Source organism: Bacillus sp. EB01, from assembly GCF_000613125.1.
Classification (GTDB): domain Bacteria; phylum Bacillota; class Bacilli; order Bacillales; family Cytobacillaceae; genus Bacillus_D.
Genome location: NZ_HG964497.1, coordinates 4,340,863 through 4,354,964 on the forward strand (window position 1 = coordinate 4,340,863; position 14,102 = coordinate 4,354,964).

Annotated in this window: 16 protein-coding genes; 15 read left to right on the forward strand and 1 reads right to left on the reverse strand. The window is 42.6% G+C overall.

Going from position 1 to position 14,102, the window contains the following annotated elements; translation table 11 throughout:
* Nucleotides 1-18: 18 nt before the first annotated feature.
* The 11 genes from aroA (at nt 19) to TY16_RS20345 (ending at nt 10,707) form a co-directional block, all read left to right on the forward strand.
* Nucleotides 19-1,305 carry a 3-phosphoshikimate 1-carboxyvinyltransferase gene (gene aroA / locus TY16_RS20295; protein WP_043933607.1) on the forward strand — a complete coding sequence of 429 codons (1,287 nt, stop codon included), beginning with the start codon at nt 19-21 and terminating at the stop codon, nt 1,303-1,305.
* A gap of 513 nt (nt 1,306-1,818) precedes the next feature.
* Complete coding sequence (locus TY16_RS20300) at nt 1,819-2,706, forward strand: hypothetical protein (protein ID WP_043933608.1); 888 nt, start codon at nt 1,819-1,821, stop codon at nt 2,704-2,706.
* Nucleotides 2,707-2,873: 167 nt separating this feature from the next.
* Nucleotides 2,874-4,133 (forward strand): tetratricopeptide repeat protein, encoded by a 1,260-nt coding sequence (locus tag TY16_RS20305; protein ID WP_043933609.1) that lies wholly within the window; start codon nt 2,874-2,876, stop codon nt 4,131-4,133.
* Nucleotides 4,134-4,164: 31 nt separating this feature from the next.
* Complete coding sequence (locus tag TY16_RS20310; protein WP_043933610.1) at nt 4,165-4,731, forward strand: ReoY family proteolytic degradation factor; 567 nt, start codon at nt 4,165-4,167, stop codon at nt 4,729-4,731.
* Nucleotides 4,732-4,938: 207 nt separating this feature from the next.
* Entirely contained in the window at nt 4,939-5,403 is a 465-nt protein-coding gene (locus TY16_RS20315; protein ID WP_043933611.1) for a DUF2487 family protein, read from the forward strand.
* 217 nt (nt 5,404-5,620) lie between these two features.
* Nucleotides 5,621-6,127 carry a ubiquinol-cytochrome c reductase iron-sulfur subunit gene (locus TY16_RS20320; protein WP_043933612.1) on the forward strand — a complete coding sequence of 169 codons (507 nt, stop codon included), beginning with the start codon at nt 5,621-5,623 and terminating at the stop codon, nt 6,125-6,127.
* Nucleotides 6,128-6,130: 3 nt separating this feature from the next.
* The gene (gene qcrB, locus TY16_RS20325; RefSeq protein ID WP_043933613.1) at nt 6,131-6,805 is read left to right on the forward strand and encodes a menaquinol-cytochrome c reductase cytochrome b subunit; all 675 of its coding nucleotides are present in this window, start codon (nt 6,131-6,133) and stop codon (nt 6,803-6,805) included.
* 211 nt (nt 6,806-7,016) lie between these two features.
* Nucleotides 7,017-7,790 carry a menaquinol-cytochrome c reductase cytochrome b/c subunit gene (locus TY16_RS20330; RefSeq protein WP_043933614.1) on the forward strand — a complete coding sequence of 258 codons (774 nt, stop codon included), beginning with the start codon at nt 7,017-7,019 and terminating at the stop codon, nt 7,788-7,790.
* Between the two features lie 596 nt (nt 7,791-8,386).
* Entirely contained in the window at nt 8,387-8,977 is a 591-nt protein-coding gene (locus TY16_RS20335) for a DUF1405 domain-containing protein (protein ID WP_043933615.1), read from the forward strand.
* 207 nt (nt 8,978-9,184) lie between these two features.
* On the forward strand, nt 9,185-9,976 hold the full coding sequence (ypjB, locus tag TY16_RS20340) for a sporulation protein YpjB (RefSeq protein WP_043933616.1): 792 nt from the start codon (nt 9,185-9,187) through the stop codon (nt 9,974-9,976).
* 56 nt (nt 9,977-10,032) lie between these two features.
* On the forward strand, nt 10,033-10,707 hold the full coding sequence (locus TY16_RS20345) for a zinc metallopeptidase (RefSeq protein ID WP_043933617.1): 675 nt from the start codon (nt 10,033-10,035) through the stop codon (nt 10,705-10,707).
* Between the two features lie 45 nt (nt 10,708-10,752).
* Here the strand turns inward: TY16_RS20345 and TY16_RS20350 are convergent, their stop codons facing one another.
* On the reverse strand, nt 10,753-11,625 hold the full coding sequence (locus TY16_RS20350; RefSeq protein WP_043934871.1) for a YitT family protein: 873 nt from the start codon (nt 11,623-11,625) through the stop codon (nt 10,753-10,755).
* Between the two features lie 192 nt (nt 11,626-11,817).
* Between TY16_RS20350 and TY16_RS20355 the strand changes: the two genes are divergently transcribed.
* From TY16_RS20355 to bshB1, 4 genes are read left to right on the forward strand one after another with little or no spacing between them, the layout of a single operon-like run.
* Entirely contained in the window at nt 11,818-12,144 is a 327-nt protein-coding gene (locus TY16_RS20355; RefSeq protein ID WP_043933618.1) for a nucleotide pyrophosphohydrolase, read from the forward strand.
* A gap of 2 nt (nt 12,145-12,146) precedes the next feature.
* Nucleotides 12,147-12,968, forward strand: a complete 822-nt coding sequence (gene dapB, locus TY16_RS20360; RefSeq protein ID WP_043934872.1) for a 4-hydroxy-tetrahydrodipicolinate reductase — start codon at nt 12,147-12,149, stop codon at nt 12,966-12,968.
* A gap of 12 nt (nt 12,969-12,980) precedes the next feature.
* Entirely contained in the window at nt 12,981-13,388 is a 408-nt protein-coding gene (gene mgsA / locus TY16_RS20365; protein ID WP_043933619.1) for a methylglyoxal synthase, read from the forward strand.
* Entirely contained in the window at nt 13,385-14,101 is a 717-nt protein-coding gene (bshB1, locus tag TY16_RS20370) for a bacillithiol biosynthesis deacetylase BshB1 (protein ID WP_043933620.1), read from the forward strand. Before mgsA ends, bshB1 begins: the two co-directional genes overlap by 4 nt.
* Nucleotide 14,102 lies beyond the last annotated feature (1 nt).

Sequence of the window (14,102 nt, forward strand, 5' to 3'; positions counted from 1 at the left end):
AATGACCGGAGGCGGCGTATGGACACTAAAATACTTACACCGGTTACATCAGGTTTATCAGGTGGTATAGCGATACCCGGTGACAAATCGATTTCTCACCGGGCCATAATGTTTGGCGCGATAGCTTCTGGTAAAACAGTAGTTAAGAACTTCCTTACGGGAAATGACTGTTTGAGCACAGTTTCCTGTTTTAGAAAACTTGGTGTTGACATTGATGTAAATGGTACAACAGTTGAAATAGCAGGAAAAGGGATCGACGGGCTTACAGAGTTCAATGGAACCCTTGATGTTGGGAATTCAGGTACAACGATCCGGCTAATGATGGGCCTTCTTGCTGGACGGCCATTTCCTTCGAAATTCACAGGAGATTCATCCATTGCCAAAAGGCCGATGAGCAGGGTAACCGATCCTTTAAAGGAAATGGGCTGTAAAATAGACGGAAACGATAATGGCAAGTATGTACCGATTACTGTGCAAGGCGGCGGTTTAAAAGGAATCTCCTATACGCTTCCTGTTGCTAGTGCACAAGTGAAATCGGCACTTCTCCTTGCTGGGCTCCAGGCGGAAGGGGAGACAGTCATTACCGAACCTGCGCCAACCAGGGACCATACTGAAAGAATGATTCGCCAATTCGGCGGAACGGTTAATGTATCAGACAATAAAATCCTAATCAAAGGCGGACAACAACTCAAAGCAGCCGATATCACGGTGCCTGGAGACATTTCATCGGCCGCATTTTTTCTCGTTGCTGCAGCAATTGTGCCCAATAGTAAAATAGTTCTTAAAAACATAGGATTGAACTGGACTAGAACAGGAATTCTTGATGTTCTTGAAGAAATGGGCGCTTCTATTAAAATCAGCCAATCTGACAGGGAAGCAAACGAACCAGCAGGTGATATAGTTGTAGAATCGTCAAGTTTGCGTGCTGCAACTATTAGGGGCAGCCTAATTCCAAGGCTTATTGACGAGATTCCAATCATCGCTTTGCTAGCCACCCAGGCAGAAGGAGAGACGGTTATCAGTGACGCCCATGAACTTCGTGTAAAAGAAACGGACCGGATTGAAACAGTTGCCAGCGAACTCCGAAAACTTGGAGCAAAGATAGAAACAACTGAAGATGGGATGATTATTAAGGGTGGTACCAGATTGAGGGGAGGAAGGGTGTCTTCCCATGGCGATCACCGAATCGGGATGATGCTTTCAATCGCTTCACTAATATGTGAAAATGAGGTAATTGTTGAGGATGCAGGTTCCATTGCTGTATCTTACCCGGACTTCTTTAAAGATCTCGACAGTCTTAAATAATATAAGTGCATTTACAAGGCGCAGTCGACAACTGCGTCTTTTTGATGTTTAAGGGAATAAAAAATTTCGCGACTATGGATAACTTTTATTACTGAGCGTATCTACGTCTAGATCCACAAGGAACGCTTCGGCAGCATAAGCATCGCACGAAATTACGCAATAGCTCACTGGAGGAGCGCCTACGCGTGCGCAAACTTCAGGCCTCCTCCCTATGATAAGTCATGCACGAATGCGCTAGCGCTCTTCGTGATTCCTTTATCTCAGACGAAGTCCCTCCATTTTGTACGGCGATGACCACTAAGGAAAGCTCCTTAGAATAATCATGGCAGGGACGGGCGTTCTTTGCCTGTCACGAAGGCGCTTGCGCTTTTGTTCATTTGATATAAAAGGAAAATAATTTTGACCTTAAACTAAAATTTCTTTACTATATAATGACCGCCTCCCGTTCAGAATCCCTGCATAAAACACATTCCCAAGCATAGCTTGTCTTAAGAGAAGCATGGGGGTGGGACAATGACTTATATCATTGAAAATGCAGTTATACTTAGGGGTGACAAATTATCCAGGGAATCAATTATGACTGATGGGACTGTAATCGAAGCGATTCGGCCTGACCTGTCGCGCTATACTTTTACCAAAATGAATGTCGGTGGTTTCATAATGACACCAGCTTTTTCTGTACTTGATGGTTCAATTTTAGCTAATGATAACGCAGTACAGTCTTTGCATGGCTATTTAATGAGTGGTGTAACAACGGTTATAACCTATATACAGATTCGTTATGAACGTGAGCTACATATCAAATTGGAGGAAGCGCACAAACAGCTTGAAGAATCACCGGCCGATTATGCGATTGCTGTTAAAATCCCCCTCTCAGGCCTTACCCCAGCCATTGTCAGGGAATGTAAAAGAAGAAAGGTTCCTGCAATTTTTGTTGAAGTGTCATCAGGAGCTTTTTTGGACAAGGCAGCCTGGGGGTGGATTAGGGAAGCGATGTTCCCGGGCAACTGCCCGCTTATTCCAATCTTCAATGAAAGTGAAAATGGCGCAGAAAAACACCTGCTATCAAAATGGAAAAAGACAATGACTTCAGAGAAGTTGCCGAGTGTCCTGCATGAATTGAGAGAAAACATCCCATTGTCCCCATACGAATTAAATAAATTGGGCATCTATCCTCAGCGCTCCAGCCTGCTCCATAAATCAGAATTAAGTTATAATCTTTATATAGACGATTTTGAAGCTGAAAATGTTGATGAAGCTTCGATGTTTATTTATCATAGGAACAGGCTTGCGATAACCGTGAGGAGAGGCCAAATCATTCGCCATGCTAATCATGCAGGATTTCCAATAATGAATGGCGAACATATAAGTATAAAGACACATTCGTATTACTCTTTTTGAAATAAGCTGTGTTAATGGATATTGTTGATTTATTAGCATTGTTGATTGGAGCGGAAGGTGCGAAGACTCGTTGATGATTATTCTCAGGAGCTTCCCTTTATGCAGCGGAAATCAACAACGCTGTTTAACATAGCCTTGTAAATAAGGAATAGAGGCGGAAAAATCTAATGGTTCGAATTAAAAAAATTATTGCCATGCTGGAAAATGGACAACATACAGAAGCTATCAATGAATATAATGAAGTATTAAAAACAGGGTCAGCGGATGAAAAATTCCTTCTTGGAGAGGAATTCCTCCAATACGGTTTTCTCGAGGAGGCAATCGCTTTATTTGAAAACCTTCTTTTGTTTTATCCTGGTGAAGGTGAAATCATGGTCCTTCTTGCAGAAGCCTATATTGACAATAATCAGGAGGAAAAAGCAATCCTGCTCCTTGAGGAAATCGAACAAGACGACCCTTCCTATGGCGAAGCTTTATTGTTATTGGCAGATTTATATCAGATGGATGGACTTTATGAGGTAAGTGAGAGGAAATTAATCGCTGCTAAAGAATCGTTGCCAAATGAGCCTGTGATTGATTTTGCCCTTGCGGAATTGTACAGTACGATGGGCGAAGTGAAAAAAGCACTACATTTTTATGATGAAGTATTAAAGGACAGTGAAACAATAGCCGGTGTCAATATTCATGAAAGGCTAGCGGAAATTCTGAGTGCATCTGGTTCTTTTGAGGAAGCTCTGCCCCATTTTGAAAAGGCTCTGGAAGACAAGCTGGAAATCAATACTTTATTCGGCTTTGCATTTACAGCTTTGCAAGCGGGATACAGCCGTATTGCAATAGAAAAGTTCACCGAATTAAAAAGCATTGATCCCGAGTATCACTCATTATACCTGTATTTGGCAAAGGCACATGAGCAGGAAGAAGAACTCCAGCAGGCGTTTGAGATTGTCCAAGAGGGAATAAGGCTTGATGAATTTAATAAGGACTTGTTTTTCTTTGGTGGAAAAATTGCTCTGAAGCTTGGTCTCGAAGATAAATCAGAAGAGCTGCTCCGCGGTGCAATCGTACTGGATCCGGGGTTTTCTGAGGCGGCGCTTACGCTCAATAAGCTTTTCATACATCAGGAGCGATACGCTGACGTAATTGACTTGATTGGGGAACTAGACCTAGCAGAACATGCCGAGCCCCAATTCCTTTGGGATGCAGCTATCAGCTATAACAAACTAGAGGATTATAAAAAGGCATCAGACAATTATGAGAATGCATACACTTTCTTTAAGAACAATGAAAATTTTATGAATGATTATGGATATTTTCTAATAGAAGAAGGAAAAACGGGTAAAGCTGCCGAAGTTTTTAGTAAGTTATTAAATATCGATCCAACAAATGAGGAATATGCCGAATTGGTTGAACGGCTTTCACAGGAATAAAGAAGTTATTAAGCAGAGGAGGGAAATGATCATGGCAACCCCTGTATCTGTCAACGAGAAAAAAGACTTTATCAGATGGTTTTTGAACCATTATCAATTAAAAAGGCGAGAATGTGTTTGGATCCTCAATTATCTTATGAGCCACGACCAACTGATGGAAAAGGTGCATTTTGTTGATCAGGCACAATATTGCCCCAGGGGCCTTATCATGTCCACTCATTGCACAGACAAAGTGCCGTTTCGATTTTATAAGGAAAATATAATGACAACCGATGCTGAGAAGTCTTTTCATGACATCAGGCTGAACAGGGAGGAAGAAATATATATCCAGCTCAATTTTAACGCCTCCAATAAAGTTCATCAGTATGCGGCTGTTCTTGAAGATAACCCTTATATGCCAAGGCATTTGCAGGTGAATGAAAAGGATAAGGTAATTGCGGAACAGTTCCTCAACTATAGTATCCAGCGTTTTAATGAGGAAAAACTGCTCCTTCTGATTGATGAGGCACTTGATAAGCAGGACAAAGAAGCATTCCTTCTCTTTACCGAACAATTGAACAGAATGAAAAAGCCGCACCAATATGAAAACCAATTGTAGGCGGATTTCCCAATAAGGGAAGCATGACGTTAATATTAGGATGGAAGGCTCGCCAAACGCGGGCTTTCTTTTTTTGTTCAGGGACAGGAGTTTATTGGCTGTCACGAAGGCGCTTGCACTTTTGTTCTTTTTTTATCTTTTAAATTCACTTTCGCTCTTTAAGGATGGTATGATGGAAACAGTTACAGAACAAAGGAGAGACATTGGATGAAATGGGTTTCACAGGATATTGCTCAATACATACAATCAAAAGAATATATTGATACCGCAATTGTTCCGCTGGTGCCAGTTAGTTTAGGGGACAAGATGCCACAGTCTGCCTCGATGTCCGAATTTATTGGAATTCTGGCTTTAGGACTTGAAAGGCAATTTGCCGGAAGAGCGCTGTTGTTGCCTTCTTTTACATATTTACATACTGAAAATCGCCAGGAAATTGAGGTGCGGCTGAAACGTTGGGAAACAGGTCTAGAAGAGGAGGGGCTCCGCCATATATTTTTTGTGACCTCGGACCAGGTATGGATACAGTCCAATGACGCACTTGCGGGTACATTGCTGTGGCTTCCATCATTGCCGTTATCAAGTATGGATGATCAACAAAAGAAAACGCTTATCAACGAACAGGTGAAACAATTGTCTGAGCTTTTTACATCGAAATGGCGAGAAGAAAAATAATAAATTATTCAATCCAACAATCAATTTTACTTCTGCCATCCATATTGGGCATTTTTAACACAATGTAATAATAAAAAAAGCAAGAAATTAAGGAAAAATGAAAAGTTCACAAAATAGTATAATATTGACCTTGAATTCAGATTGATATATCATGATAATGTCCTAGTTAAAATTAGTAAATGTACGGACTTAACGTGTGAACAGAGGGGGGAGAAGCATGAGTAAGCATCGAGTTTCAAGAAGGCAGTTCTTAAGCTATACTTTAACAGGCGTTGGGGGATTCATGGCTGCTGGCATGCTAATGCCGATGGTTCGCTTTGCCATTGATCCAATGCTAAAAGCCGACAGTGCCGGGGATTTTATTCCGACGTCACAAAAAATGTCAGACCTGACCGAAGAGCCGGTACGGGTAGATTATTCCTTCAAGCAAAAGGATGCTTGGTATGAATCTGAAGTGACCCAAACTGCTTGGGTTTATAAAAACGAGGAAGGCAAAATTATTGCCCTTTCACCAGTTTGTAAACACCTTGGCTGTACGGTCGGCTGGAATAACAACCCAGAATTTGAAAATGAGTTTTACTGCCAATGCCATGGGGGGCGTTATGAAAAAAGCGGTAAGCTTATCCCGGGGACACCGCCAATCAACTCGCTTGATATGTACCCGGTTAAGGAAAAAGACGGCTATCTGTATTTAGGCAAGCCGCAGCCATGGAAGGAGGTCTAGCCCGTGTTAAACAAGATTTATGATTGGGTAGACGAGCGTCTCGATATTACGCCGTTATGGCGGGATATTGCTGACCACGAAGTGCCTGAGCACGTTAACCCTGCCCATCACTTTTCTGCATTCGTATACTGTTTTGGCGGACTGACGTTCTTTATCACCGTCATTCAAATCCTGTCCGGAATGTTCCTGACCATGTATTATGTTCCGGATATAAAAAATGCTTGGCAATCTGTTTATTATCTTCAAAATGAAGTCGCTTTCGGACAAATCGTCCGAGGTATGCATCACTGGGGTGCGAGCCTTGTCATCGTTATGATGTTCCTACATACATTAAGGGTATTCTTCCAGGGAGCGTATAAAAAGCCTCGTGAACTGAACTGGATTGTTGGCGTACTTATTTTCTTCGTTATGCTTGGCCTTGGACTTACAGGCTACTTATTGCCATGGGATATGAAAGCGCTATTTGCAACAAAGGTTACGTTGCAAATTGTCGAATCTGTACCATTAATTGGACCTTATCTAAAAGCCTTGATGGCAGGACACCAGGAAATTGTTGGTGCACAGACGATTTCCCGCTTCTTCGCGATTCACGTTTTCTTCCTGCCTGCTGCTCTGTTGGGTCTAATGGGAGCCCACTTCCTTATGATCCGTAAGCAGGGTATCTCGGGGCCGCTATAAAAGGACCTTCCATCAGGAGGGGATAACTTTCCCCGCTGAGAGGTAAGTTATCCGATAGGACCTTGACAGGGCAGTTGACGTTTTGCCTGGATTCCAGGGAACTCTTTGAATCTTGCAGAGAGAGTTACTGCACGTTAAGAGTAGGTTAATAATTTGCGGCGGGACTTTCATAGTCCTGCTCTAAATGACGATAAAGGAGGGGGATTTTTCGATGCATCGCGGAAAAGGTATGAAGTTTGTTGGCGATTCACGTGTGTTGGCGCCTTCTGAGCGTAAACCGATGACTCCCAAAGACTATTCGGAATACCCTGGAAAAACAGAAGCCTTTTGGCCAAACTTCCTCTTGAAGGAATGGCTGGTTGGCGCAGTTTTCCTGGTTGGTTTTCTATGTTTGACGGTGGCGCATCCATCACCGTTAGAAAGAATTGCAGATCCGACGGATGCGGGCTATATTCCGCTTCCTGACTGGTATTTTATGTTTTTGTATCAATTGTTGAAATATACGTATGCTTCGGGACCATATAATGCAATCGGTTCAATGGTCATACCTGGCCTTGCATTCGGCGCATTACTGCTTGCTCCATTCATTGATAGGGGACCCGAACGGAAACCTTCGAAACGCCCTGCTGCAACAGCTTTCATGCTTCTCGCTGTCGCTGGGATCTTCTACCTTACATGGGAAGTTGTTGATACTCATGACTGGGCAGCTGCAAAGCGCCAGGGAGCAATTGTGGAAGGCGCCAATATTGATAAAGAGGCCGACGGATATAAAATTTATCAGGATCAGGGTTGTATCAGCTGCCACGGTGCAGAGCTTCAGGGTGGTGCCGGTGGTGCAAAACTAATCGGTGCAGGCTTTGATGCAGAGCACATCGCAAAAGTTGCGGTTGAAGGTAAAGGCAAAATGCCAGCTGGTATGTTTAAAGGTACTGATGAAGAACTGAAAGTTTTATCCGAATATATCGCTAACTTAAAGAGTGAATAATCTTGAGGCCGGTGGGGTGAACCACCGGTCTTTTTAATGTTTAATGAAATTATAAATTTCGCGACTGTGGATAACTTTTATTACTGAGCATATCTACGTCTAGCTCCATAAGGAAAGCTTCCCCGAAAATGCATCGTACGAAATTGCGCGATAGCGTAATGAGGAGCGCCTACGCGTGCGCAAACTTCAGGCCTCCTCCTGAGAATAATCATCGCAGGGACAGGCGGTTTTTGCCTGTCACGAAGGCGCTTGCGCTTGTTCTTTATGCAGGGGTGGAGCTGCGGATTGGTATGTAATTTTCTAGTTGATAGATACACATTATAGTTCTATTCTATTAGAACTAAGTATTGTATTTCTCCACTTGACCGACTTCCTGTTAATTTCCATTTTTAGAATTAATATATTCGTGCTTTAAACTAGGTTGATGGTAATGTTCAGGGACGGAACGATAAGATGTACAAGGCATTAACGTTTCCACGAAGCGATATCCAACATACACTACCATGTTTTAATATAAGGCGGGATTATCTTTTGCTGTTTTCGATTTTGTGATACCATCAACCCATACATATTTTACGTAAAGGCGGAAATTTTTTATGAATCGTTTATACCCTCTCCTTGCTTATAGGCCAATGCTTATGCTCCTGCTAGTTGTGAATATTTTCGGTACAATATACGGATATATTTGGTACGGGTGGCAGCTGGAAGAAACGCCTGCAATATTCTTGATTTTCGTACCGGACAGCCCAACAGCAAGCCTCTTTTTTGTATTTGTATTAATTGCTTTTCTATTAAAAAGGAATTGGCCGCTAATCGAAGCACTGGCAATCGTGACGTTGATTAAGTATGGTATTTGGGCAGTTGTAATGAATTTATTAGTATTCGCCGTAACGGACAAGCTGGATTTGATTGCTTGGATGCTTATGCTGTCCCACCTGGCTATGGCAGTGCAAGGTGTCCTTTATGCGCCCTTTTACAGGATAAAATCCTGGCATCTGGTAGTTGCTGCTTTATGGACTTTACATAATGATGTTATTGATTATGTTTTCTTCATGCTTCCCAGGTATCCGGTTTTGGATAGGTTTATCCCTCAGATTGGATATTTCACGTTTTGGCTATCGGTTTCATCCATTTTCATTACCTGGTATTTATGTGTGAGGCCTAAACGGTTCAAACTCGATTTATAAGCTGAAAATTCAATTAGTGGCTATTTTCGACTGATGGGAAGTAGAGGAAAGCCATACTACTAACTTAAAGGGCGGTTATCCCCCAGGGATGCTCCTTAACCGATAAATATTTACCCATTGGCATACCTATTAATTTATTATTTGGACAAGTTCTATACTTGTCCTTTTTTTCATACATTTTTACTAGTATGAGAGGGGTGCCAATATATGAAGATTAGATGCTTCCTTATAATTCTTTTATCATTTACTTTTCCGATTGCAGCTCTTGCAGATGAAAACCTCGCTAACGTAGAAAAGCTAGATGCAATTTCAGACGATGCGTTTCAAATGGTCAAGAATCAGCGATATGAGGATGCGCAAAAATTATTAAGTAATTTTTCCAGGGAATTCGAGCAAATGTATGATGATAATATACCGTTTACTCTGGATGAATTGAGGATTGTTTCAGTTTCCAGGGACGAAGCAATGGAAGCCGCCGCTAGTCCTACCATGGAATATCAGGAAAGACTAAATAAAGTCACTAGCTTCCGTTTGGTTATTGATGCTTTGTCGACATCTTCTGAGCCTCTCTGGTCCGAGATGGAGGATGAGGTAATGGGCGCCTTTGGAATGGCAAAAAAGGCTGCCGTAAATGGTGAGGCCTCACAATATCATGCTAATTTGAATTCATTTCTTGCATTATATGAACTTATTTACCCTAGCATGAAAATTGATGTACCCAAGGAACAGCTCCAGCAGGTAGATGCAAGAGTCCGCTCGGTTGAACGCCTAAACACAACACTTCCAGCCAGCCAGAATGATTTAGAGGAATTTGAAGCTCTCGAGTCGAGTCTTCAGGATATTTTTGAGGGAATAGAAGAGGATGAGGCTGATCCATCCCTATGGTGGGTGATTATCTCGACAGGCAGCATTATTATTCTGACATTGTCGTATGTCGGCTGGCGAAAATATCAGGGTGATAAGGAAGTTACGCGAAAACGCCGCGGGCTAAAAGATTGACATTATTCCCCCTCGTTCGGTAAAGTTATATTAACTAACTGGACAGGGGGTTGAACATGTTTTTAATCTATTTTGCCATAATAATCCTCATCCCGTTATGGGCACAAATGAGGGTCAAAGGGGCATACAAAAAGTACTCGAAGGTCTCCTCATCCTCCATGAAGACTGGGGCGGAAGTTGCCAGAGAAATTCTTCACGCCAATGGGCTTTATGATGTAAGGATTGAAGAAGGACGCGGTTTCTTGAGTGACCATTACGATCCTAGGGCAAAGGCTATCAGGCTGTCACCTGACATCTACCATGGCCATTCTTTAGCTTCCACAGCTATTGCTGCCCATGAAGTCGGGCACGCCATCCAGGATGGCGAGAATTATGCATTTCTTAGGTTCAGGCATGCGCTTGTACCTGTTGCCAATATTGGAAGCAACTTCTCCTGGATCCTGATCATAATTGGAATGCTTGCCTATATGAGTGAATTGCTTTTGCTAGGAATCATATTCATGGCGGCAGCGGTTTTGTTCCAAATCGTCACTCTTCCTGTTGAATTCAACGCTTCAAGCAGGGCACTGGATCAAGTAGTTTCACTTGGGATAATCCGGAATGAAGAAGAGCGTCCTGCGAAGAAGGTCCTTGATGCGGCAGCTTTGACCTATGTGGCGGCAGCAGCAGTTGCGGTACTTGAATTGTTAAGGCTTGTTTTGATTTATACCGGCATGACACGTGACGAATAGAAAGAGCGGGGACTAATTCCCCGCTCTTTTGCTTTGTTTTTAGACTTATACATCAAATGGATTCTTGTTTGCATCGAGTGTGAAGCCTTCTCCAAGGACGTCGTGGACGGCTGTTACCGAGACAAATGCATGAGGGTCGACCGCTGTGATGACGTTTTTAAGCCTGATGATTTCACTTTTTGGAACAACGCAGTACAGGACTTCCCGTTCATTTTTGCTATAATAGCCATAGCCTTTAAGAACAGTAGCACCTCTGTCCATTTCCTTCATAATTCGTTCTGCAATCTCATCGTACTTTTCGGACATAATCATTGCGCCTCTGGCAGAGTAGGCACCTTCAGCCATCACGTCAATCACTCTGGCCCCAACGGCTACTGCAACGAGCGTATACATGGCTTCACGATAATCGAGATAAGTTAAGAAAGATGCGATAATTACGAGAGCATCAAACATGAACATAGTTCTTCCCATGCTGATCCCCCAGTATTTCTGGGCAATCCTGGCAATAATATCAACGCCTCCTGAGGTGCCTCCAAACCTGAAAATAATACCAAGGCCGACGCCAATAAAGAGACCGGCGAATAAAGCCGCCAAAAACATATCATCACGCAGTGGAATATTAAGAGGGACCCTTTGGAAAATCCACAAAAAGACGGAAAGGGCAACAGTTCCAATAACCGTATAAATGAATGCTCTTCTTCCAAGTAATTTATAACCTAGAAAGAAAATAGGGATGTTTATAATCAAGTTGGAATAAGCAGGATCAAATTTGAACAAGAAATAGATGAGGATCGTGATCCCTGTAACTCCGCCTTCTGCCAGCTGATTCTGTATGTTAAAATTAATAACCCCGAATGCCATAATTGCCGTCCCTAGCAAAATGAGCAGGATGTTTTTTACTTTAAGGCCTTTTATCATATATGATGCCTCCTTTGCCATATTTTGACCAATTAAGCCGGATATAATTATATCCGATGAAGCAAGTTCCGGCAATTTCCACCTAAAATCAATAGTGTGCAAAAATATTTGTAAATGCATTTTAATTTAGCTAACATGAGTTATAGCCTATCATACATAATGTAAACATTCCTTAGGCATAGGGGTGAAAGGATGCAAGAGAATAAGACAGTTAAAAAGCTTCAGGAAGAAGTCGATGAATACATAGGCCAATTCAAGGAGGGCTATTTCAGCCCGCTGGCGATGACTGCAAGGCTCACTGAGGAATTGGGGGAGCTTGCCCGTGAAATTAATCATTATTACGGTGAAAAACCAAAAAAGGCTACCGAGGCAACAAAAACGGTTAATGAAGAGATAGGGGATGTGCTATTCGTGCTAATCTGTCTAGCTAATTCCCTGGATATTGATTTGCAGGAAGCTCACGATATGGTTATGGAAAAATTCAGGACCCGGGATAAGGACCGTTGGACGAAAAAATAATAATGGATGGTGGAGTACTAGTGGAGAAAAATATAAAAATAGTGATAGCCGGCCCCAGAGGGAGGATGGGGCAGGAAGCTGTCAAGCTTGTTGCTGAAACTCCTGGATTTGAATTGATTGCAGTATTGGATAGAAGCAACAATGGCCTTACACTTGGCCAAATTGGAAGCTTTCCTCTAAAAGAAGTACCTGTATTCTCGGACATTGAGGAATGCCTCCAGTCGGTAGACGCCGATGTATTGGTAGACCTTACAGTTCCAGAAGCGGGCATGCATCACGCGAGAACGGCTTTAACACATAATGTTAGACCTGTTGTTGGCACTACTGGATTTACAGAAGCTGACCTGAAAGAACTTGAACAGCTTTCAAGTGAAAAGGGACTCGGTTGCATCATCGCACCGAATTTTGCTATAGGCGCCGTCTTAATGATGAAATTTGCAAAAATGGCAGCAAAGTTCTTCGAAAATGTCGAAATTATTGAAATGCATCATGATAAAAAGCTGGATGCTCCATCTGGGACTGCAGTAAAGACAGCTCAAATGATTTCTGAAGTTCGCAGTGCGCATAAGCAGGGTCACCCTGAGGAAAAGGAGACGCTTAAAGGTGCGCGTGGCGCGGATTTGGAAGGCATGCGAATACATTCAGTCCGGCTTCCTGGGCTTATCGCCCATCAAGAGGTGCTTTTCGGCTCTGAAGGCCAGACTTTAAAAATACGCCATGACTCCTATACAAGGGCATCGTTTATGTCCGGTGTAAAAACAGCAGTGGAAACTGTAATGAAAATTGATTCTTTTGTATATGGATTGGAAAATATCTTGGAATAGCGGGGGAAAATAATGAACATAGCGTTAATTGCTCACGATAAAAAGAAGGATGATTTAATCCATTTTGTTACTGCATATACAAAGATTTTTGAGGGGCACTCCCTTTTTGCTACAGGTACTACCGGGAAAAGAATATCAGAAGCTACCGGCCTTTCGATTCATCGTTTTCAATCAGGCCCCCTAGGCGGGGATCAGGAAATAGGAGCACTGGTAGCCAACAACAGGATGGACGCAATTTTCTTCTTCCGTGATCCACTCACAGCACAGCCTCATGAACCTGACGTAACTGCTTTATTAAGGCTTTGCGATGTTTACGCAATACCGCTGGCGACGAATATGGGTACTGCAGAAATCCTTATAAAAGGGATAGAGGAAGGGCATCTGGATTGGCGGACGGTAGCAAGGGAGAAGAACGAATGAACAGCGGTGCAGAAACCGTACATATACTATCCTTTGGTGCCCATGCAGACGATGTTGAAATTGGTATGGGCGGCACAATTGCAAAGTTTACAGCACGGGGGAAGAAGGTTGTCATTTGTGATTTGACACAGGCAGAGCTGTCTTCAAACGGAAATGTAAAAACTCGAAATAAAGAGGCGGCCAAAGCTGCCTCTATTCTCGGAGCCGAACGGATCGGTCTTGACTTGCCTGATAGAGGACTGTTTTTAAAAGAAGATTATATTAAACAAATTGTTGGTATAATTAGGACCTACAGGCCTAAGCTTGTATTTGCACCCTATTTTGAGGACAGGCATCCCGATCATGGAAATTGTGCCCGCCTTGTTGATGAGGCGGTTTTTTCTGCTGGTATCCGTAAATTTGATGACGGAACCGGGCTTCCTCCTCACAAGGCAGACAGATTGCATTATTATATGATAAATGGCTTTCACCAACCGGATTTTTTGATAGACATCTCTGAGTTTTTTGAAATGAAGAAAAGCTCCCTGAATGCCTATGGAAGCCAATTTATGAAAAACGATAAAAGCTTCGATACCCCGCTGGTTAATGGTTATATTGAATCTTTAGAAGCACGGGAATACTTATTTGGGAAACAGGCTGGCGTGAACTATGCTGAGGGCTTTAAAACTCGCGGACCGCTATTGCTTGATGGTGACCTACTGGGAGAAATTTAAA

Bases quoted from the DNA above. Each gene is read 5' to 3' on its own strand.
- aroA (WP_043933607.1), top strand. From the start codon at position 19: ATGGACACTAAAATACTTACACCGGTTACATCAGGTTTATCAGGTGGT.
- TY16_RS20300 (WP_043933608.1), top strand. From the start codon at position 1,819: ATGACTTATATCATTGAAAATGCAGTTATACTTAGGGGTGACAAATTA.
- TY16_RS20305 (WP_043933609.1), top strand. From the start codon at position 2,874: ATGGTTCGAATTAAAAAAATTATTGCCATGCTGGAAAATGGACAACAT.
- TY16_RS20310 (WP_043933610.1), top strand. From the start codon at position 4,165: ATGGCAACCCCTGTATCTGTCAACGAGAAAAAAGACTTTATCAGATGG.
- TY16_RS20315 (WP_043933611.1), top strand. From the start codon at position 4,939: ATGAAATGGGTTTCACAGGATATTGCTCAATACATACAATCAAAAGAA.
- TY16_RS20320 (WP_043933612.1), top strand. From the start codon at position 5,621: ATGAGTAAGCATCGAGTTTCAAGAAGGCAGTTCTTAAGCTATACTTTA.
- TY16_RS20330 (WP_043933614.1), top strand. From the start codon at position 7,017: ATGCATCGCGGAAAAGGTATGAAGTTTGTTGGCGATTCACGTGTGTTG.
- TY16_RS20335 (WP_043933615.1), top strand. From the start codon at position 8,387: ATGAATCGTTTATACCCTCTCCTTGCTTATAGGCCAATGCTTATGCTC.
- ypjB (WP_043933616.1), top strand. From the start codon at position 9,185: ATGAAGATTAGATGCTTCCTTATAATTCTTTTATCATTTACTTTTCCG.
- TY16_RS20345 (WP_043933617.1), top strand. From the start codon at position 10,033: ATGTTTTTAATCTATTTTGCCATAATAATCCTCATCCCGTTATGGGCA.
- TY16_RS20350 (WP_043934871.1), bottom strand. From the start codon at position 11,625: ATGATAAAAGGCCTTAAAGTAAAAAACATCCTGCTCATTTTGCTAGGG.
- TY16_RS20355 (WP_043933618.1), top strand. From the start codon at position 11,818: ATGCAAGAGAATAAGACAGTTAAAAAGCTTCAGGAAGAAGTCGATGAA.
- dapB (WP_043934872.1), top strand. From the start codon at position 12,147: ATGGATGGTGGAGTACTAGTGGAGAAAAATATAAAAATAGTGATAGCC.
- mgsA (WP_043933619.1), top strand. From the start codon at position 12,981: ATGAACATAGCGTTAATTGCTCACGATAAAAAGAAGGATGATTTAATC.
- bshB1 (WP_043933620.1), top strand. From the start codon at position 13,385: ATGAACAGCGGTGCAGAAACCGTACATATACTATCCTTTGGTGCCCAT.